This is a genomic window from Bradyrhizobium sp. Kon10, assembly GCF_055807395.1.
Genome location: NZ_JBVVOZ010000002.1, coordinates 93,500 through 112,250, shown reverse-complemented (window position 1 = coordinate 112,250; position 18,751 = coordinate 93,500). Strand labels below are relative to the sequence as shown.

The window sequence follows — 18,751 nt, the reverse complement described above, 5'->3', positions numbered from 1 at the left end:
GCCGCAAATTTGACCGCGACATGCAAGTTCCGCCCGAGACTCACGTCGTCATCGACTTCGACGACAACCGCGCCGCATCCGCGCTGGTGGGGCCCTATGGCCAGAACCTGGCGCAGATCGAGCGGCGGCTCGGCGTTGTCGTGGATTCCAAGGGCAACCACATCACCATCGGCGGCACGCGCGACGGCTGCGACGCGGCGCGCCGGGTGCTGGAGGCGCTCTACGCCCAGGCGGTGAAGGGGCAGGATCTCGACCAAGGCGAGGTCGAAGGCGCGATCCGCGCCGTGATCGCCCAAGGCTCCCTGTTCGAGTTCGACGCCAAATCGGCCAAATCGACTTTCGACAGCATCAATTTGCGCAAGCGACCGGTACGCGCGCGCACGGCGGCACAGGATTCCTATATCCGCGCATTGAAGCGGCACGAGCTGGTGTTCGGCATCGGCCCGGCCGGCACCGGCAAGACCTGGCTCGCGGTCGCGCATGCCGCGCAACTGTTCGAGCGCAAGGAGGTCGACAAGATCATCCTGTCGCGCCCGGCAGTGGAAGCCGGCGAGCGGCTCGGCTTCCTGCCCGGCGATCTGCGCGAAAAGGTCGATCCTTATCTGCGCCCGATCTACGACGCGCTCTACGACCTCATGGACGCCCGCATCGTCGAGCGCGCGCTGCAGACCGGCGAGATCGAGATCGCGCCGCTCGCTTTCATGCGCGGCCGCACGCTGACCAACGCCGCCATCATCCTCGACGAGGCGCAGAACACCACATCAATGCAGATGAAGATGTTCCTGACCCGGCTCGGCGAGAACAGCCGCATGATCGTGACCGGCGATCCCTCGCAGATCGACCTGCCGAACGGCCAGACCTCGGGGCTGGCCGAAGCGACTCGTCTGCTGAACGGCGTCGAAGGCATTGCGCAAGTTCATTTCACCGCCGAAGACGTGATCCGCCACGAGCTCGTGGCGCGGATCGTCTCGGCCTACGAAGGTCTGCCGCAGCGGCCGGCCGCCGGCAATAAATCCTGACGAGACAACAGCCGGACCATGCAGGCGCGGACACAGCGCCGTTTTCGTTCCGAACAAAGCCATGTCGCATCCCAACCTTCCCATGACCGAGGTCCTCGTCGTCGCCGATTGCTGGCAGAGCGAACCCGACGCCGACGCCGTGATCCAGCGCGCGGTTGCTGCCGCGGCGGCGTCGGTCGATGAGGATGTTGCGGAAGCGGAAGTGGCGGTGATGCTGACCGATGATGCCGGCATCCGCACGCTCAACGGCAATTGGCGCGGCATCGACAAGCCGACCAACGTGCTGTCGTTTCCCGCGCTCCAGCCGGAAGGCGAGTGGAAGCCGGGCGACGCGCCGCGCATGCTCGGGGACATCGCAATCGCCTACGAGACCATGCGGCGCGAGGCGGACGAGGAGCAGAAGCCGTTCGACCATCATCTGAGCCACCTCGCCGTGCATGGTTTCCTGCATCTGGTCGGCTTCGACCACGAGAACGACGACGACGCGGAGGAGATGGAAGCGCTCGAAACGCAGATCCTGGCGCATCTCGGCATCCCCGACCCCTATGCCGACCGCTGACGGATGGATTGAAATGCCGGATTCCGACCCGATCCACGACAATCCGCGCAACACGCCCAATTTGCCGGCGGTGGTGACGCCCGGGGAGGTGATGCGCCCGAGCGCGGACGGCTGGCTGTTGCGCGCCATCCGCACGCTGTTCGGCTGGAAGGCGGGATCGGTGCGCGACGACCTCCAGGTCGTGCTCGATGCCTCGACGCCCGACGATACCGGGTTCTCGACCGTCGAGCGCACCATGCTGCGCAACATTCTCGCCCTGCATGAGCGCCGCATCGCCGATGTCATGGTTCACCGCGCCGACATCATCGCGGTGAAGCGCGACATCCCGCTCGGCGAATTGATGAGCCGCTTCGAAAGCGCCGGCCACTCGCGCCTCGTGGTCTATGACGAGACGCTCGACGATCCCGTCGGCATTGTGCACATCCGCGACCTGCTCGCCTTCATGACCGCTCGCGCCCGCATCCCGGACGCGACCAAGGCCAAGCGCAAGAAACCGTTGCCGGCCGGACTCGACCTGCGCGCGGTCGATCTCGCGATGCCGCTTCAGGATGCGCGCATCATCCGCAAGCTGCTCTACGTGCCGCCGTCGATGCGGGCGATCGACCTGCTCGCGCAGATGCAGGCCACGCGCATTCACCTTGCACTGGTCGTCGACGAATATGGCGGCAGCGACGGGCTGGTTTCGCTCGAGGACATCGTCGAGCAGATCGTCGGCGAGATCGACGACGAGCATGACAGCGACGAGCCGCCCTCGATCGTGCGCCTGCCCGACAACGCCTTCATCGCCGATGCCCGCGCCAGCCTCGAGGACGTCCGCACGGTGATCGGCGCGGATTTCGTCACCGGCGAAGCCGGCGAGGAAGTGGAGACGCTGGGCGGCTATCTCGTCAGCTTCGTCGGCCGCCTGCCGGTGCGCGGCGAGGTGATCTCGGGGCCCGGCCATTACGAAGTCGAGGTGCTCGATGCCGATCCGCGCCGCGTCAAGCGGCTGCGTATCTCGACACGGAAGGAACGCCCGGCGCCGCGTACCCAGCGCGAGAGCCGCCGCCGCGAAGCGACGCCGGACAGCGGTCAGCCGCAAGCCGGCGACACGCCCACGCCGCCGCCCGCCGACGGGACCGGCTCACAGTGAGCTCATTCCAGCGCCTGCGGCAGGTTGCCCTCGCCGTCATCCTGACCTGGGGATGGAAACGCGCCGTCATTGCCATGGCGGCCGGCGCGCTATCGGTTCTGGCACTGGCGCCGTTCAATGCCTGGCCGGTGCTGTTTGTCACCTTCCCGGTGCTGGTCTGGCTGATCGACGGCACCGGCGCCGGTCGGCTCGGCGGCGTCCCCGCCGCAGCGCTGACCGGCTATTGGTTCGGGCTCGGCTATTTCGTCCCCGGCCTCTACTGGATCGGCTACGCCTTCTTCGTCGACGCCGACGTCTTCGCCTGGCTGACGCCCTTCGCCGTGCTGGGCCTGCCGGCCTATCTCTCCATCTTCACGGCGATCGGATTTGCGCTGGCCCGGCTGCTCTGGACCAAGGATGCCACGCGCATTCTCGCGCTCGCCGCAAGCCTCACCATCGCCGAATGGTTGCGCGGCCACGCGCTGACCGGCTTTCCCTGGAACGCCTTCGGCTATGCGCTGTCGGAGCCGTTGCCGCTGGCGCAGACGGCATCCCTGATCGGCCAGTGGGGCATGACATTCCTCACCGTCGCGATCTTCGCGAGCCCCGCGGTGCTGATCGACCGCACGCCCGATGGCCGCATGGCATGGCGTGTGCCGGCCGCGGCCGTCGCACTGCTGATGGTGATGGGCATCTTCGGCGCGATCCGCCTGTCGTTGCATCCGACCACGATGGTCGCGGGCGCCAAGCTGCGCCTGATGCAGCCGAACCTCCAGCAAGACGCCAGGTTCAACTACTCCGCCAAGGCGGAGGTGATGAAGAAATATCTCGCGCTGTCGGACCGCGCCTCCGGACCGCAATCGACCGGCGTGCGCGATGCCACCATCCTGATCTGGCCGGAATCCGCCTTTCCGTTCTTCCTGACCCGCGAGGCCGACGCGATGGCGGAGATCGCCGAGCTGCTGCCGAAGGGAACGGTGCTGATCACCGGATCCATCCGTGCCCCTGACCTGCCGCCCGGCAAGCCGGTCACGCGCGCCTATAATTCGATCTACGTGATCGACCATGACGGCAGCGTGCTCGCCGTCTACGACAAGCTGCATCTGGTGCCGTTCGGAGAATATCTTCCGTTCCAAGACACGATGGAGAAGCTCGGCTTCGAGCAACTGACGCGGATGCGCGGCGGCTTCATTCCGGGCACGGTGCGGCACGTGCTGCCGGTGCCGGGTGCACCGCCTGCGCTGCCGCTGATCTGCTACGAGGCGATTTTTCCCGGCGAGGTCGGCGGGCGCGACGAGCGCCCGGGCTGGATCGTGAACCTCACCAATGACGGCTGGTTCGGCATCTCGACCGGTCCGTACCAGCACATGGAGCAGGCGCGGATGCGCGCTGTCGAACTCGGACTGCCGCTGGTCCGCTCCGCGAACACCGGCGTTTCGGCAGTGATCGATCCCGTCGGACGAACGGTGGCCAGCCTCGGCCTGGGGATCGAGGGCATTTTGGACGCGAACCTGCCCACCGCAATCCCGCCCACTCTCTATGCGAGAGTCGGCGACATCCCCGCAGCCATGCTCGTCGCGTTGGCTGTGCTTCTGGCGGTACGACGACGTATTGCCAATCGGCCGCCCCGATCACGCCGTCCTGTCGAAACGGCCGGAATCCTTTGACAACCGTAGTCCCACGGTTGACAGACTGCACACGGGCTCTCCATTCTGCACCCGCTGCATAAGACAGCGGTGCATTGCTAAATTTCTCCGCAATGTTTCCCCAATCAGGGTGAACTTTGGGCGTCGCTGTCACCTGAGGCAATACTTTCTATTGCGCCGACGGGTGGTCTTTGGAGGGCTGAGGAAATGTCGAAAGCGCCCAACCCTGTTGACAAATATGTCGGCAGTCGCGTGCGCATGCGCCGCATCATGTTGGGCATGAGCCAGGAGAAGCTCGGCGAAGCTTTGGGCCTGACATTCCAGCAGGTTCAGAAATACGAGAAGGGCACCAACCGGGTCGGCGCGAGCCGGATTCAGCAAATCGCTGAAATCCTCCAGGTGCCGGTATCGTTCCTGTTCGAAGGCGGGCCGAGTGGCATGGCCGGCCCCAACGGCTTCGCAGAAGGCGCCTCGCCGTCCTATGTCTCCGACTTCCTCGCGACCTCCGAAGGGCTGGCGCTGACCCGGGCGTTCACCCGAATCATCGATTCAAAGCTGCGCCGCTCGATCGTCGATCTCGTCGAACAGATCGCCGCCCGCGAAGGCCCTGACAAGCGCTGACCCGCCACTCATTCCGATTTGAGACTGCGCCAAATCTGGCCTATGTCGTCCCTTGCGGGCGCGCTTTCAGCGCGTTCCGCTCCGATGATCCGGTTTAAAGGCACAGATAATTCCATGGCGAGCACCAGTTCGTTCGATTCCCAAACCATTCTCGAGGGTATCCGCCGCTGGGTGGAGATCGAGACGCCGACGGAAGTGCCTGAACAAGTCAACAAGCTGACCTCGATGGTTGCCGGGCAATATCGCGATCTGCCCGTCACGCTCGAACGCGTTGCCGGTGTCGACGGCTGCGGCGATCATCTCGTGGTGCGTTCGAGCTGGGGCCAGGACCGGCCTGGCATCCTGGTGCTCAGTCATCTCGATACTGTTCACCCCATGGGATTCATCGCGCGCCTGCCGTTCAAGGTCGAGGGCGATAGCGCGTTCGGTCCGGGCATTTACGACATGAAGGGCGGCGCCTACATTGCCTATCACGCCTTTCGGGAGCTCTGCGCCACGGCGGATCGTTCGCCGCTCGGCATCACCCACATGTTCACCTCCGACGAAGAGATCGGCAGCCCGACTTCTCGTGCGCTCATTGAGAAGGAAGGACGCAAGGCCAAATACGTCCTGGTGACGGAGCCCGCGCGCGACGGCGGCAAGATCGTCACCGGCCGCAAGGGCGTCGGACGATTCGAGGTGTTCATCAAGGGCGTGCCCGCCCATGCCGGGACACGGCCCGAGGACGGCCGCAGCGCTATCCGCGAACTCGCCAACGTCATCCAGACGCTGGAGGGCATGAACGACCTGAAACGCGGCGTCACCGTCAATGTCGGCGTGGTGCGCGGCGGCTCACGCCCCAACGTGACGCCCGAAGAGGCCTATGCCGAGGTCGATCTGCGCGTGCCGAGCTTCGCTGACGCAGAGGAGTTCGTCGGCAAGATCCTCGGACTGACATCGAAGACCGAAGGCGTCACCGTCAAGGTCGCGGGCGAACTCAATCGTCCTCCCTACGAGAAGGGCAATGCGGGCGCCTCGCTCTACGAGCACGCCAAGACCATCGCCGCGGAGATCGGCTTCGAGCTGATCGACACGCACACCGGCGGCGGCTCCGACGGCAACTTCACCGCCCCGTACACCGGCACGCTCGACGGCCTCGGCGTCGACGGCAAGGGCGCCCATACCCATTACGAGCAGATCTACGTCTCCTCGATCGTGCCGCGCGCCCGACTGCTGTACCGGCTGTATCAGACGCTGCGATGAGCGAGCGCAAATCAGATCCGGAGCGCGAGGATAGCGAGCGCACCTTCTTCGGACGCCGCAAGGGCCACAAGCTCAGGCAGCACCAGGCCGAGTTGGTCGATCATCTGTTGCCGCATCTCGCGCTCGATATCGCATCGGCGGCGCCGGCGAATGCCTGCGAGATCTTCGATCCCGCTGCCGAGGACGTGCGGCTCGAGATCGGCTTCGGCGGCGGCGAGCATCTGGCCGCGGAGGCGAAGTGCTTTCCCGCAACCAGCTTCATCGGCTGCGAGCCCTATGTCAACGGCATGGCAAAAATCCTCGCGCAGATCGAGGCCGGCAACATCGCCAATATCCGCCTGTTCGCCGGCGATGCCGCCGAGCTGCTCGCCTGGCTGCCGAAGGCCTCGCTGGCGCGGATCGACCTGATCCATCCCGATCCCTGGCCGAAGCGGCGGCACTGGAAGCGACGCTTCGTTCAGGACAGGACGATTGCCGCGATGGCGCGCGTGCTGAAACCCGGCGGCGAATTCCGCTTCGTCTGCGACATCGACGATTACTGCGCCTGGACGTTGTCGCATCTCGGGCGCGCGCCGGATTTTCAGTGGCTCGCCGAACGCGCCGATGATTTCCGGCTGCCCTGGGCCGGCTACACCATGACGCGCTACGGCCGGAAGGCCGCGCGCGAGGGGCGCAAGGCGGCTTACTTGCGATTTCGCAGGCTCTAGATCGTCTGGCGGTTGCGCCAGAAACTCACGACGCGCTCCGCCGTCGTCGGCATCAGCCGCGTGAAGTTCACGCGCGCCTGTTCGAGATCGGCATCGGCCGGCGCGCGATTCGGGCCGTACCACATCAGGATGAGCGCGCGCACTGTGGGCCAGCCCAGGTTCAGCAAGCGTCCGATGATCAAGATCGGATCGTAGCGATCGCCCGCCATCAGGCGGTCGAGGATCGTGAGCCTGACGCCGGACATCGCCGAGAGCGAGGCGATCGACTCCTCGTATTTGTGCGCCCTGGCGAAGCTCAGCAGCGCGCTCTCGCCGAGATGGCCGCCGCGATGCAGGCCGAGCACCGTGCGCTGCGCCGCCGAGAAGTCCCGCCGCGGGCCGGGCGGCAGCGTGGCTTCCTCGATCGCGGCCATCGCGCGCTTGATCTCGATTTGGCGGTCGGGCTTGACCATGCTGGAGAGGCGGCGGCGAATGACATCGAGCGTGCCGTTGAGAAGCTCTTTGAGACTCTCGCCCGAAAGATCCTCGCGCTGGCCGATCTTGAGCGTCAGCACGCCGTCCTGGCTCGCGCGCTTGATCAATTCCGAATAGCCGCCGGCTGAGAACGTCGCGCCGGCATTGCCCGCGGCGCGGCGCACCACGTCACGATCGCCGCGCTCGACCAGCACGTCGGTGATGTCGGCCGACAATATCGGCCGCTCCGTCATCGCCAGCAGATGACCCTGGCCCTTCAGCCGGGCGATCTCGACAAGCGCAGCGTCATCGAGCACGGGCGAGCGGCGCAGCACGGGAGCCGCCACCATGATTTCGTTTTCGCGGGCGAGCTGGCCGACCAGATGGGGCGGTGCATTGTCCAGCCACGAGAAGCGCTCCGCGAGGTCGGCACGCGAAGCAAGCTCGGCATGAGGGACCAGATCGACCAGGAGATTGTCGAAGAGCTCGACGAGCTCGGGACCAAGCTTTGCGGCATCCTGGAAGAACAGCGCGGCGATGGCGCCCGCGATCTCGCCACGGCGCTTCGGATCGCCGCGTCTGACGATCTCGTCCAGTCCGGGAATCAGCGAAGTGGCAACGGTCATGAAACGCAACTCGATTCTGGCACGCTGTGGGCGCGCCATAGGCTCAAGCCGCCCCACGAGCCGGAAATTTAGGCCCCGTTGATGAAAGAAGCGTTGCTCCGGAGACACCTGAGGGCGCAAAAAGCCCGCTCTCGGCTGCGTTGGGCCTTGTCCGGGAGGATGGAAGGCGCTATATCAGCGTCAATTCATCTTCTCATACGATCCGCGTAGTGAGAGTGGGCCCGAAAGGACCCGCTCTTTTTTGTTACCTGAACGCGGCTTGGCGAAAGATGCGCGATCCGACGACATGTCGGAACCAAGAGTTTCGAAGCAGGCTCTGCAAATCTAAGTCTTAACGTAGCGTTAACCATCGAGCGCCCCGACCCTGGATATGACCGAACCGAATACTGGTTCCACCGATGCCGAGTTGCTGGCCGAGCCGCGGCTTGTGGTCGAGCCGGGCGCGGCTGCGCGCGTGTCGGCGATCGCCGGTCCGGTGCTCGAAGGCATGGGCTACCGGCTGGTGCGGATCCGCATTTCCGGAGAGGCCGGCTGCACCGTGCAGATCATGGCCGAGCGTCCGGACGGCTCGATGCAGATCGAGGATTGCGAGACGATCTCGCGGGCGCTGTCGCCGGTGCTCGACGTCGCCGACCCGATCGAGCGCGCCTACAGGCTGGAAATTTCCTCGCCCGGGATCGACCGGCCGCTGGTGCGGCGCTCGGATTTCGAACGGTATACCGGTCATCTCGTCAAGATCGACATGGCGGTCGCGCACGAGGGACGGAAGCGGTTCCGCGGCAAGATCGCGGGCGTCGAAGGCGACTGCGTCCGGCTGCTGCGCGAGGACGTCAAGGGCAGCGACGACGCCGAGGTTCTCCTGGTGATGGAGGATATCGGCGAGGCGCGCCTGGTGTTGACCGACGAGCTGATCGCGCAATCGATGCGGCGCGGCAAGGCCGCGGCGCGCGAGATGCGCCGCAATCTCGGCCTGGAGCCGCCGGCGGCGCCGCATGCCAGTATCAGCGAGAAAACCACCAAGAACACCAAGCCGCAAAAGAAGCCGGCACCGACCAATACAAAGAAACATCGCCTTGCCGCCGAACGTGCGCGGCGCGGCGAGATCGAGCCTGACGAAGGAGACTAGCCATGGCAGTCAGCGCCAATCGACTTGAACTGCTCCAGATCGCCGACGCCGTTGCGCGCGAGAAATCGATCGACCGCGGCATCGTCATCGCCGCGATGGAGGACGCCATCGCCAAGGCGGCGCGCGCCCGTTATGGCAGCGAAACTGACGTTCACGCCGAGATCGACCCGAAGAAAGGGGAGCTGCGGCTGTCGCGCCACATGCTCGTCGTCGACAATGTCGAAAACCACTCCAACCAGATCTCGCTGGTGGATGCGCAGCGCGCCAATCCGGGCGCCCAGGTCGGCGACACCATCGCCGACACCCTGCCGCCGCTGGAATACGGCCGCATCGCCGCGCAATCGGCCAAGCAGGTCATCGTCCAGAAGGTGCGCGAGGCCGAGCGCGACCGGCAATATCAGGAATTCAAGGACCGCATCGGCGACATCGTCAACGGCGTTGTCAAGCGCGTCGAATATGGCAGCGTGATCGTCGATCTCGGCCGTGGCGAAGCCATCATCCGCCGCGACGAGATGCTGCCGCGCGAGGTGTTCCGCAACGGCGACCGCGTCCGCGCCTACATCTTCGACGTCCGCCGCGAAACCCGCGGGCCCCAGATCTTCCTCTCCCGCACCCACCCGCAGTTCATGGCGAAGCTGTTCGCGCAGGAAGTGCCGGAAATCTACGACGGCATCGTCGAGATCAAGGCCGTCGCCCGCGATCCGGGTTCGCGCGCGAAAATCGGCGTGATTTCCCGCGATTCCTCGGTCGATCCGGTCGGCGCCTGCGTCGGCATGCGCGGCTCGCGCGTGCAGGCGGTGGTGAACGAATTGCAGGGCGAGAAGATCGACATCATTCCGTGGTCGCCCGACATCGCGACCTTCGTGGTCAACGCGCTGGCGCCGGCCGAAGTGTCCAAGGTGGTCATCGACGAGGACCGCGAGCGCATCGAGGTCGTGGTGCCCGACACCAACAACCAGCTCTCGCTGGCGATCGGCCGCCGCGGCCAGAACGTGCGCCTCGCCTCCCAGCTCACCGGCTGGGACATCGACATCCTGACCGAGCAGGAGGAATCGGAGCGCCGCCAGGCCGACTTCGAGAACTCCACCCGCGTCTTCATGGAATCGCTCAATGTCGACGAGGTGGTCGGTCAGTTGCTCGCTTCCGAAGGCTTCACCTCGGTCGAGGAACTCGCGATGGTGGACATCAAGGAACTCGCCGACATCGAGGGCTTCGACGAGGAGACCGCGCAGGAGCTCCAGAACCGCGCCCGCGAATATCTCGATCAGCAGGAAGCCGAGCTCGAGGCCCGGCGCAAGGAACTCGGCGTCGAGGACGCGGTCAAGGACGTCCCCGGCGTGACCTCGAAGATGCTGGTGAAATTCGGCGAAAACGACATCAAGTCGGTCGACGACCTCGCCGGCTGCGCCACCGATGATCTGGTCGGCTGGACCGAGCGCAAGGAAGGCGGCGAGCAGACCAAATATCCCGGCGCGCTCGAGGGTCTCGGCGTCTCCCGCGACGATGCGGAAGCCATGATCATGCAGGCGCGCGTCAAGGCGGGCTGGATCACCGAAGCTGACCTGGCCAAGCCGGCCGAAGTGGCCGAGGCGACCGAAGACCAGTCGGCTTAAGGGCCAAGGAGAATGTCGCCCGGATGCTTTCCAGCACTGACCCCGAACTCGACCATGGACCGCGGACCGAAAGGTCCGCGACCATGCGGATGTGCGTGGTCAGCCGCGAGGTCCGGCCGATCGACGAGCTGATCCGGTTCGTCGTATCGCCGGATGGGCATATAGTTCCCGATCTCAAGCGCAAGCTGCCCGGGCGCGGGATGTGGGTTACGGCATCGCGCCAGGTGGTTGCGGAAGCCGTCCGTCGTCACCAATTTACCAAAGCCTTCAAGCGCGACCTGCGCATTCCTCCGACGCTTCCCGCCGACATCGAAGCGCTTCTGGTTCGGAGCGCGACCGAAGCTCTTGGGATTGCCGCCAAGGCGCGGCAGATCGTTGCCGGTTTTGGCAAGGTCGAAAGCGCCCTGCGGGAAGGCACGGTCGAGGTCCTGATCCATGCCAGCGACGGGGCCGCGGACGGAATCCGCAAATTGGACATGCTGGCGCGGCAAAATGACGAAAATCGCGGCGCCAAGCCGCCGATTCCCGTCGTTACCGCACTGAAATCGATAGAATTGGATTTGGCACTTACCCGGTCAAATGTGATACATGCTGCCCTGCTCGCGGGCCCGGCGAGCAAGACATTCCTGTCACGTAGCCAGATGCTGGTCCGATACCGGCTGGCGGACGATGACAAGACTGCCGAAAAGCACGGCCAGGATTTCTGAGAGACAACGACGACCCATAGGACGGTGCGGCAACGCATAACGTTAACTAAAATCAGGATTAGGACTGCTGAATGGTTGATACCAAGACCCCTGGCGACAAGAAGCTGAGCGTTCCGAGCAAGACGCTATCGCTCAAGCCGCGCGTCGAAACGGGTACCGTGCGCCAGAGCTTCAGCCACGGCCGCAGCAAGCAGGTCGTGGTCGAGAAGCGGGGCAAGCGCCGCATCGACGGCAGCCCTGAGCCGCAGGCACCCGAGGTTACTGCAAAGCCGGCGCCCGCCGCACCTGCGCCCGCTCCGGCGCGCTCGGCGCCGCCACGCAATGCCGGCTCCGGCGTCGTGCTGCGCACCCTGACCGAGGACGAGCGTTCCGCCCGCGCCAGCGCGCTGGCCGATGCCAAGGTGCGCGAAGTCGAAGAGCGTCGCCAAGCCGAAGACGAAGCCCAGCGCCGCGCCATCCGCGAAAGCGCCGAGCGTGTCGAGCGCGAAGCCGCCGAAGCCCGCCGCAAGGCCGAGGAGGAGCGGCATCGCCACGAAGAGGAAGCCAAGCGGAAGGCCGAGACCGAGGCCAAGAAGCGCTTTGGCGAAGGCGAGCAGTCGCAATCAGCGGCACGCGGTGCGACGTCCGCACCGGCGGCCGGCGCGGCGCGGTCCGCGCCGACCACGGCACGACCTGCGACGACGACCACAGGGCGCCCCGGAACGACGACCGCGCGACCTGCGGCCACGACCGCCCAGCGGCCCGGTGGCCCGGCAGCTCGCGCCCCGGGCGTTGCGGCCGGACCGGACGAGGATGATGGTCCGCGCCAGATCCGTCGCGGTCCCGGCGGCGCCATGCGCCCCGTGGCAGCCCCCAAGACCACCCACAAGCCCGGTCCGCAGAAGGAACGCGGCCGCCTGACGCTCGTCACGGCGCTCAATGCCGACGACGTGCGCGAGCGCTCGATCGCCTCGTTCCGCCGCCGGACCCAGCGCCTGAAGGGTCACGTCTCGAACGAGCCGAAGGAAAAGCTGATCCGCGAGGTGATCATTCCGGAAGCGATCACGATCCAGGAGCTCGCCAACCGCATGGCCGAGCGCGCGGTGGAAATCATCCGCATGCTGATGAAGCAGGGCGCGATCCACAAGATCACCGACGTGATCGACGCCGATACCGCGCAGCTAATCGCCGAAGAGCTTGGTCACACCGTCAAGCGCGTGGCGGCGTCCGACGTCGAAGAGGGCCTGTTCGACGCCACCGACGATTCCACCGATACCGAGACGCGCTCGCCGGTCGTGACCGTGATGGGTCACGTCGACCACGGCAAGACCTCGCTGCTCGACGCGCTCCGTCATGCCAACGTTGTTTCCGGCGAAGCCGGCGGCATCACGCAGCATATCGGCGCCTATCAGGTGTTATCGCCCGAAAGCGGCAAGAAGATCACCTTCATCGACACGCCCGGCCACGCCGCGTTCACCGCGATGCGCGCCCGCGGCGCCAAGGTCACCGACATCGTCGTGCTGGTGGTTGCGGCCGATGACGGCGTGATGCCGCAGACGATCGAAGCCATCAATCATGCCAAGGCGGCGCGCGTGCCGATCATTGTTGCCATCAACAAGATCGACAAGCCCGATGCGAAGCCCGAGCGCGTGCGCACCGAGCTGCTTCAGCACGAGGTACAGGTCGAGTCGTTCGGCGGTGAAGTCGTCGACGTCGAAGTGTCCGCCAAGAACAAGACCAATCTCGACAAGCTGCTCGAGATGATCGCGCTCCAGGCCGACATCCTCGACCTGAAGACCAATTCGGAGCGCCCGGCCGAGGGTACCGTGATCGAAGCCAAGCTCGATCGCGGCCGTGGTCCGGTCGCGACCGTGCTGGTGCAGCGCGGCACGCTTCGTGTCGGCGACATCATCGTCGCCGGCGCCGAGATGGGCCGTGTCCGCGCGCTGATCTCCGACCAGGGTGAGACGGTTCAGGAAGCTGGTCCGTCGGTGCCGGTCGAGGTGCTCGGCTTCAACGGACCGCCGGAGGCCGGCGATCGCCTCGCCGTCGTCGAGAACGAGGCTCGCGCCCGCCAGGTCACCAGCTACCGCGCGCACCAGAAGCGCGAGAACGCGGCTGCCTCGATCTCCGGCATGCGCGGCTCGCTCGAGCAGATGATGTCGCAGTTGAAGACCGCGGGCCGCAAGGAATTCCCGCTGATCATCAAGGCCGACGTGCAGGGCTCGCTGGAAGCGATCCTCGGCTCGCTGGAGAAGCTCGGTACCGACGAAGTCGCAGCCCGCATCCTGCATGCCGGCGTCGGCGGCATCTCGGAATCCGACGTGACGCTCGCGGAAGGCTTCAACGCCGCGATCATCGGCTTCAGCGTTCGTGCCAACAAGGAAGCCGCTGCCGCCGCGAAGCGCAACGGCATCGAGATCCGCTATTACAACATCATCTACGACCTCGTGGACGACGTGAAGAAGGCAATGAGCGGTCTGCTCGCGCCGACCTTGCGCGAAACCATGCTCGGCAACGCCTCGATCCTGGAGATCTTCAACATCTCCAAGGTCGGCAAGGTGGCCGGTTGCCGCGTCACCGACGGCACCGTGGAACGCGGCGCCAATGTGCGCCTGATCCGCGACAACGTCGTGGTGCACGAAGGCAAGCTGTCGACACTGAAGCGCTTCAAGGACGAAGTGAAGGAAGTCCAGGCCGGCCAGGAATGCGGCATGGCCTTCGAGAACTATCACGACATGCGTGCAGGTGACGTGATCGAGTGTTACCGCGTGGAGACGATCCAGCGCTCCCTGTAAGTCCAAATCTTACCGAAGCGCCCGGATCTTTTTGAACTGAAATTGCGAGAGTGCGGTGGCCGGATTTTTCCGGCCACCCACCTCTCATTCGTTTCAGCAGGACAAATGACAATGCTCGTGTCCCAAATTTGGGCACGATGAGGTGATTTCGAAATATGCCCCGCCATCATCAGAAGAAGAGTTCCAGCCCCGGCGGCTCGCAGCGTCAGCTGCGTGTCGGCGAGCAGGTTCGCCACGCGATAGCCGAGATTCTGGCGCAAGGCAGCGTGCATGATGCGGACCTTGAGGGCCACATCATCACCGTGCCGGAGGTGCGGATGTCGCCCGACCTGAAGCTCGCGACAATCTACGTCATGCCGCTCGGTGGCCGCGACACTGAGGTGGTTCTCGCTGCGCTCGAGCGCAACAAGAAATTCCTGCGCGGCGACGTCGCGCGGCGCGTTAACCTGAAATTTGCGCCTGACCTTCGCTTCCGCGTCGACGAACGATTCGACGAAGCGGAACGGATCGAGAAGCTTTTGCGAACACCTGCGGTGCAGAAGGACCTGGAACAGGATCCGGACACGGATCGGGAAGAAGAACAGTGATGATGGACCCGGCTCACGGCATAATCGGCAGCGAAGAGCCCGAGACCCGCGACGTGCAGAAAAATAATTTTGCGGATGTCGCCGGCGATATTCTGCCCCGGCAGGAGGCGCGCCGCGTCAACAACGATCCGCGCGCCAACAAGCAGCACAAGGGCCAGCAGCCGCGCCGCGACCGCCGCGACGTCCACGGCTGGGTGGTGCTCGACAAGCCGATCGGCATGACCTCGACACAGGCCGTGGCCGTGCTCAAGCGCCTGTTCCAGGCCAAGCGCGCGGGACACGCTGGCACGCTCGATCCGCTCGCCTCCGGCGGCCTGCCGATCGCGCTCGGCGAAGCCACCAAGACGGTTCCCTTCGTCATGGACGGCCGCAAGCGCTACCGCTTCACCGTGTGCTGGGGCGAGGAACGCGACACCGACGACGTCGAGGGCCGGGTGACCGCGACCTCCGACCAGCGCCCCACGCGCGAGGCCATCGAGGCCCTGCTGCCTCGCTTTACCGGGGTGATCGAGCAAGTCCCGCCGCGCTATTCCGCGATCAAGGTCCAGGGCGAGCGTGCCTACGACCTCGCCCGCGACGGCGAGATCGTGGAACTGGCGCCCCGCCCGGTCGAGATTCACCATTTATCTCTTGTAGATCAACCGGATAGTGACCGTTCAACGTTCGAGGCCGAGTGTGGCAAGGGCACCTATGTCCGCGCGCTGGCCCGCGATATGGGCCGGATTCTCGGGACCTACGGCCATATCTGCGCGCTGCGCCGGACCCTGGTCGGCCCATTCGGCGAGAACGACATGATTCCGCTGGATCAGTTGGAGGCTTTGTGCGATAGAGCCGCGTCCGGCGAGGGCAGCCTCGCCGACGCGCTTATGCCTGTTGAGACCGCGCTGGACGACATCCCGGCACTGGCCGTCACTCGGGCTGATGCGGCAAGGCTCCATCGGGGCCAGGCCGTTTTATTGCGCGGACGGGATGCGCCCATTAGTAGCGGCACAGTCTATGTCACGGTGGCAGGGCGTCTTCTGGCGCTTGCTGAAGTTGGCAATGGCGAAATCATCCCCAAGCGTGTGTTCAACCTGACCGGCCTGACTGCCAGCTCCGGTCGCAACGAGAGAAATTGACGATGTCGATTGCCGCAGAACGCAAAGCGGAAGTCATCAAGACGAATGCCAACAAACCCGGCGACACCGGTTCGCCCGAGGTGCAGGTCGCGATCCTTTCGGAACGCATCAACAACCTCACGAGCCATTTCAAGACCCACGTGAAGGACAACCATTCGCGTCGCGGCCTCCTGAAGCTGGTGTCGACCCGCCGCTCGCTCCTCGACTATGTGAAGAAGCGGGACGAGGCGCGCTACAAGGCGCTGCTCGAGAAGCACAATATTCGTCGTTAAGTGTTCCTGCGCGCGCCAACGGCGCGCGTTTTCGCGCATGGTTTCGAACGAAAGCGTTTGTTTTAATGTTTTTGATCGAGGCTGCGTGCAGGTCGGGTGCGGGCTAATAACGAATCGCACCCGGGCATGACGAGCGAAGGCCGATCCGGTGTTCGCATTCGTGCCGACTGACAGTCCAGCAGCAATCCGGCGGCTGGGCGCAACGGGCAAGGCGCCCGTATGACCCGAAAGGATGGACGCCATCCGACATCCGAAAACCATGGCAGGATCGCAGGACGCTGATCGCCCGCTCAGATCAGCGTCCTGCAATCTTGACATGGTTTTTGTTTTTCGAGCCGTCCCTTCTTTCGAGAACCCATGAAAGAAGACCTCTATGTTCAACAAGCATTCAGTCGAGATCGACTGGGGCGGACGCCCTCTCAAGCTCGAAACCGGCAAGATCGCACGCCAGGCCGACGGCGCCGTCGTCGCCACCTATGGCGAGACCGTGGTGCTCGCCACCGTCGTCGCTGCGAAGTCGCCGCGTGAAGGCGTCGACTTCCTGCCGCTGACCGTCGACTACCAGGAAAAGACCTACGCTGCGGGGCGCATTCCCGGCGGCTATTTCAAGCGCGAGGGCCGTCCGACCGAGAAGGAGACGCTGGTCTCCCGCCTGATCGACCGTCCGATCCGTCCGCTGTTCGTGGACGGCTGGCGCAACGAGACGCAGGTGATCGTCACCGTGCTGTCGCACGACATGGAAAACGATCCGGATATCGTCGCGCTGGTGGCCTCGTCCGCCGCACTGACCCTGTCCGGCGCGCCCTTCAAGGGCCCGATCGGCGCAGCGCGCGTCGGCTTCGCCAACGACGAGTTCATCCTCAACCCGACGCTCGACGAGATGGTCGACACCCAGCTCGACCTCGTCGTCGCCGGCACCGCCGACGCCGTGCTGATGGTGGAATCGGAAGCCAAGGAGCTGAACGAAGACATCATGCTCGGCGCGGTGATGTTCGGTCACCGTCACTTCCAGCCGGTGATCAACGCGATCATCGAGCTCGCCGAGAAGGCCGCCAAGGAGCCGCGCGAGGTCACCACGATCGACAATTCGGCGCTCGAGAAGGAAATGCTCGGCCTGGTCGAGCAGGAACTGCGCGCCGCCTACGCCATTCCGGTCAAGCAGGATCGCTACGCCGCGGTCGGCAAGGTCAAGGAAAAGGTGATTGCCCATTATTTCCCCGAAGGGCAGGAGCCGAAATACGACAAGCTGCGCATCAGCGGTGTGTTCAAGGAGCTCGAGGCCAAGATCGTTCGCTGGAACATTCTCGACACCGGCAAGCGCATCGATGGCCGTGACAGCAAGACCGTGCGCAACATCATCGCCGAAGTCGGCGTGCTGCCCCGCGCCCATGGCTCGGCGCTGTTCACCCGCGGCGAGACCCAGGCGGTGGTCGTGACCACGCTCGGCACCGGTGAGGACGAGCAGTACATCGACGCGCTGTCGGGAACGTACAAAGAGACGTTCCTGCTGCACTACAACTTCCCTCCCTACTCGGTCGGTGAGACCGGTCGCCTCGGCGGCACCAAGCGCCGCGAGATCGGCCACGGCAAGCTTGCCTGGCGCGCGATCCACCCGGTGCTGCCGCCGCATCACGAGTTCCCGTACACGATCCGCGTGGTCTCGGAGATCACCGAGTCCAACGGCTCCTCGTCGATGGCATCAGTGTGCGGCGCCTCGCTCGCGCTGATGGATGCCGGCGTGCCGTTGAAGCGGCCGACCGCGGGTATCGCGATGGGCCTCATCCTCGAAGACAAGCGCTTCGCGGTTCTCTCGGACATCCTCGGCGACGAGGACCATCTCGGTGACATGGACTTCAAGGTCGCCGGTACGGAGCAAGGCATCACCTCGCTCCAGATGGACATCAAGATCGAGGGCATCACCGAGGAGATCATGAAGGTCGCACTCGGCCAGGCCAAGGATGGACGCATCCACATCCTCGGCGAAATGTCGAAGGCGCTCACCAATGCCCGCGCCGAGCTCGGCGAATACGCGCCGCGCATCGAGACCTTCAAGATCGCCACCGACAAGATCCGTGAAGTGATCGGCACCGGCGGCAAGGTGATCCGCGAGATCGTCGAGAAGACCGGCGCCAAGGTCAACATCGAGGACGACGGCACCGTGAAGGTCGCCTCCTCCGACGGCGAGGCGATGAAGGCCGCGATCAAGTGGATCAAGTCGATCGCCTCCGATCCGGAGGTCGGCCAGATCTATGACGGCACCGTCGTCAAGGTGATGGAGTTCGGCGCCTTCGTGAACTTCTTCGGCTCCAAGGACGGCCTCGTTCACATCAGCCAGCTCGCTTCGGCGCGCGTGCAGAAGACCTCCGACGTCGTCAAGGAAGGCGACAAGGTCAAGGTCAAGCTGCTCGGCTTCGACGACCGCGGCAAGACCAGGCTCTCGATGAAGGTCGTCGACCAGGAGACCGGCGAGGACCTCGAGGCCAAGGGTGCCGACGGCCAGCAGCCTCCGCGCGAAGCAGCCGGCGAGTAAATCTCGCCTCTCTGCAGGAAACACGAAGGGCGGCCTC

General features: G+C 64.9%; 17 protein-coding genes. 15 read left to right on the top strand and 2 right to left on the bottom strand.

What is annotated here, in order from left to right:
* Nucleotides 1-20: 20 nt before the first annotated feature.
* The 7 genes from AC0L2O_RS03595 (at nucleotide 21) to AC0L2O_RS03565 (ending at nucleotide 6,905) form a co-directional block, all read left to right on the top strand.
* A complete protein-coding gene (locus tag AC0L2O_RS03595; RefSeq protein WP_369720303.1) occupies nucleotides 21-1,019 on the top strand; it encodes a PhoH family protein in 999 nt (332 codons plus the stop codon).
* A 61-nt stretch (nucleotides 1,020-1,080) separates the two neighbouring features.
* Nucleotides 1,081-1,578 carry an rRNA maturation RNase YbeY gene (ybeY, locus tag AC0L2O_RS03590; protein WP_409191372.1) on the top strand — a complete coding sequence of 166 codons (498 nt, stop codon included), beginning with the start codon at nucleotides 1,081-1,083 and terminating at the stop codon, nucleotides 1,576-1,578.
* A gap of 13 nt (nucleotides 1,579-1,591) precedes the next feature.
* Nucleotides 1,592-2,710 (top strand): hemolysin family protein, encoded by a 1,119-nt coding sequence (locus tag AC0L2O_RS03585; RefSeq protein WP_473368735.1) that lies wholly within the window; start codon nucleotides 1,592-1,594, stop codon nucleotides 2,708-2,710.
* The gene (lnt, locus tag AC0L2O_RS03580; protein WP_473368734.1) at nucleotides 2,707-4,356 is read left to right on the top strand and encodes an apolipoprotein N-acyltransferase; all 1,650 of its coding nucleotides are present in this window, start codon (nucleotides 2,707-2,709) and stop codon (nucleotides 4,354-4,356) included. The genes AC0L2O_RS03585 and lnt overlap by 4 nt, the downstream gene beginning before the upstream one ends.
* 186 nt (nucleotides 4,357-4,542) lie before the next feature.
* Nucleotides 4,543-4,956 carry a helix-turn-helix domain-containing protein gene (locus tag AC0L2O_RS03575; protein ID WP_369720299.1) on the top strand — a complete coding sequence of 138 codons (414 nt, stop codon included), beginning with the start codon at nucleotides 4,543-4,545 and terminating at the stop codon, nucleotides 4,954-4,956.
* Between the two features lie 84 nt (nucleotides 4,957-5,040).
* Nucleotides 5,041-6,198: a M20 family metallopeptidase gene (locus AC0L2O_RS03570; RefSeq protein ID WP_473368733.1), complete on the top strand. Its 1,158-nt coding sequence runs from the start codon at nucleotides 5,041-5,043 to the stop codon at nucleotides 6,196-6,198.
* Nucleotides 6,195-6,905, top strand: coding sequence for a tRNA (guanine(46)-N(7))-methyltransferase TrmB (locus AC0L2O_RS03565; RefSeq protein WP_473368732.1), 711 nt, complete (start codon nucleotides 6,195-6,197; stop codon nucleotides 6,903-6,905). The genes AC0L2O_RS03570 and AC0L2O_RS03565 overlap by 4 nt, the downstream gene beginning before the upstream one ends.
* On the opposite strand, the gene AC0L2O_RS03560 is transcribed toward AC0L2O_RS03565, so the two are convergent.
* Nucleotides 6,902-7,984, bottom strand: a complete 1,083-nt coding sequence (locus AC0L2O_RS03560) for a DUF2336 domain-containing protein (RefSeq protein ID WP_409191367.1) — start codon at nucleotides 7,982-7,984, stop codon at nucleotides 6,902-6,904. The two genes, AC0L2O_RS03565 and AC0L2O_RS03560, sit on opposite strands and share 4 nt — an antisense overlap.
* 370 nt (nucleotides 7,985-8,354) lie before the next feature.
* On the opposite strand from AC0L2O_RS03560, the gene rimP reads away from it, so the two are divergent.
* From rimP to infB, 4 genes are all read left to right on the top strand, one after another.
* Nucleotides 8,355-9,110: a ribosome maturation factor RimP gene (gene rimP, locus AC0L2O_RS03555; protein ID WP_473368731.1), complete on the top strand. Its 756-nt coding sequence runs from the start codon at nucleotides 8,355-8,357 to the stop codon at nucleotides 9,108-9,110.
* A gap of 2 nt (nucleotides 9,111-9,112) precedes the next feature.
* Nucleotides 9,113-10,723, top strand: a complete 1,611-nt coding sequence (gene nusA, locus AC0L2O_RS03550) for a transcription termination factor NusA (protein WP_409191365.1) — start codon at nucleotides 9,113-9,115, stop codon at nucleotides 10,721-10,723.
* A 23-nt stretch (nucleotides 10,724-10,746) separates the two neighbouring features.
* Complete coding sequence (locus AC0L2O_RS03545) at nucleotides 10,747-11,430, top strand: RNA-binding protein (protein WP_409191364.1); 684 nt, start codon at nucleotides 10,747-10,749, stop codon at nucleotides 11,428-11,430.
* Nucleotides 11,431-11,501: 71 nt separating this feature from the next.
* Nucleotides 11,502-14,207, top strand: a complete 2,706-nt coding sequence (gene infB, locus AC0L2O_RS03540) for a translation initiation factor IF-2 (RefSeq protein WP_369720292.1) — start codon at nucleotides 11,502-11,504, stop codon at nucleotides 14,205-14,207.
* On the opposite strand, the gene AC0L2O_RS03535 is transcribed toward infB, so the two are convergent.
* Nucleotides 14,174-14,500 (bottom strand): hypothetical protein, encoded by a 327-nt coding sequence (locus tag AC0L2O_RS03535; RefSeq protein ID WP_369726802.1) that lies wholly within the window; start codon nucleotides 14,498-14,500, stop codon nucleotides 14,174-14,176. The two genes, infB and AC0L2O_RS03535, sit on opposite strands and share 34 nt — an antisense overlap.
* On the opposite strand from AC0L2O_RS03535, the gene rbfA reads away from it, so the two are divergent.
* The 4 genes from rbfA (at nucleotide 14,417) to pnp (ending at nucleotide 18,714) form a co-directional block, all read left to right on the top strand.
* The gene (rbfA, locus tag AC0L2O_RS03530) at nucleotides 14,417-14,794 is read left to right on the top strand and encodes a 30S ribosome-binding factor RbfA (RefSeq protein ID WP_473368951.1); all 378 of its coding nucleotides are present in this window, start codon (nucleotides 14,417-14,419) and stop codon (nucleotides 14,792-14,794) included. The genes AC0L2O_RS03535 and rbfA overlap by 84 nt on opposite strands.
* Complete coding sequence (gene truB, locus AC0L2O_RS03525) at nucleotides 14,791-15,912, top strand: tRNA pseudouridine(55) synthase TruB (RefSeq protein ID WP_473368730.1); 1,122 nt, start codon at nucleotides 14,791-14,793, stop codon at nucleotides 15,910-15,912. The genes rbfA and truB overlap by 4 nt, the downstream gene beginning before the upstream one ends.
* 2 nt (nucleotides 15,913-15,914) lie before the next feature.
* Nucleotides 15,915-16,184 (top strand): 30S ribosomal protein S15, encoded by a 270-nt coding sequence (rpsO, locus tag AC0L2O_RS03520; protein ID WP_369720290.1) that lies wholly within the window; start codon nucleotides 15,915-15,917, stop codon nucleotides 16,182-16,184.
* Nucleotides 16,185-16,557: 373 nt separating this feature from the next.
* Complete coding sequence (gene pnp / locus AC0L2O_RS03515; protein WP_473368729.1) at nucleotides 16,558-18,714, top strand: polyribonucleotide nucleotidyltransferase; 2,157 nt, start codon at nucleotides 16,558-16,560, stop codon at nucleotides 18,712-18,714.
* Nucleotides 18,715-18,751 lie beyond the last annotated feature (37 nt).

Excerpts from the sequence above, each read along its gene's own strand:
- AC0L2O_RS03560 (WP_409191367.1), bottom strand. The coding sequence starts at position 7,984 with ATGACCGTTGCCACTTCGCTGATTCCCGGACTGGACGAGATCGTCAGA.
- AC0L2O_RS03570 (WP_473368733.1), top strand. The coding sequence starts at position 5,041 with ATGATCCGGTTTAAAGGCACAGATAATTCCATGGCGAGCACCAGTTCG.
- AC0L2O_RS03585 (WP_473368735.1), top strand. The coding sequence starts at position 1,592 with ATGCCGGATTCCGACCCGATCCACGACAATCCGCGCAACACGCCCAAT.
- rimP (WP_473368731.1), top strand. The coding sequence starts at position 8,355 with ATGACCGAACCGAATACTGGTTCCACCGATGCCGAGTTGCTGGCCGAG.
- AC0L2O_RS03565 (WP_473368732.1), top strand. The coding sequence starts at position 6,195 with ATGAGCGAGCGCAAATCAGATCCGGAGCGCGAGGATAGCGAGCGCACC.
- nusA (WP_409191365.1), top strand. The coding sequence starts at position 9,113 with ATGGCAGTCAGCGCCAATCGACTTGAACTGCTCCAGATCGCCGACGCC.
- ybeY (WP_409191372.1), top strand. The coding sequence starts at position 1,081 with ATGTCGCATCCCAACCTTCCCATGACCGAGGTCCTCGTCGTCGCCGAT.
- AC0L2O_RS03545 (WP_409191364.1), top strand. The coding sequence starts at position 10,747 with ATGCTTTCCAGCACTGACCCCGAACTCGACCATGGACCGCGGACCGAA.
- AC0L2O_RS03595 (WP_369720303.1), top strand. The coding sequence starts at position 21 with ATGCAAGTTCCGCCCGAGACTCACGTCGTCATCGACTTCGACGACAAC.
- rpsO (WP_369720290.1), top strand. The coding sequence starts at position 15,915 with ATGTCGATTGCCGCAGAACGCAAAGCGGAAGTCATCAAGACGAATGCC.
- infB (WP_369720292.1), top strand. The coding sequence starts at position 11,502 with ATGGTTGATACCAAGACCCCTGGCGACAAGAAGCTGAGCGTTCCGAGC.
- AC0L2O_RS03575 (WP_369720299.1), top strand. The coding sequence starts at position 4,543 with ATGTCGAAAGCGCCCAACCCTGTTGACAAATATGTCGGCAGTCGCGTG.
- pnp (WP_473368729.1), top strand. The coding sequence starts at position 16,558 with ATGTTCAACAAGCATTCAGTCGAGATCGACTGGGGCGGACGCCCTCTC.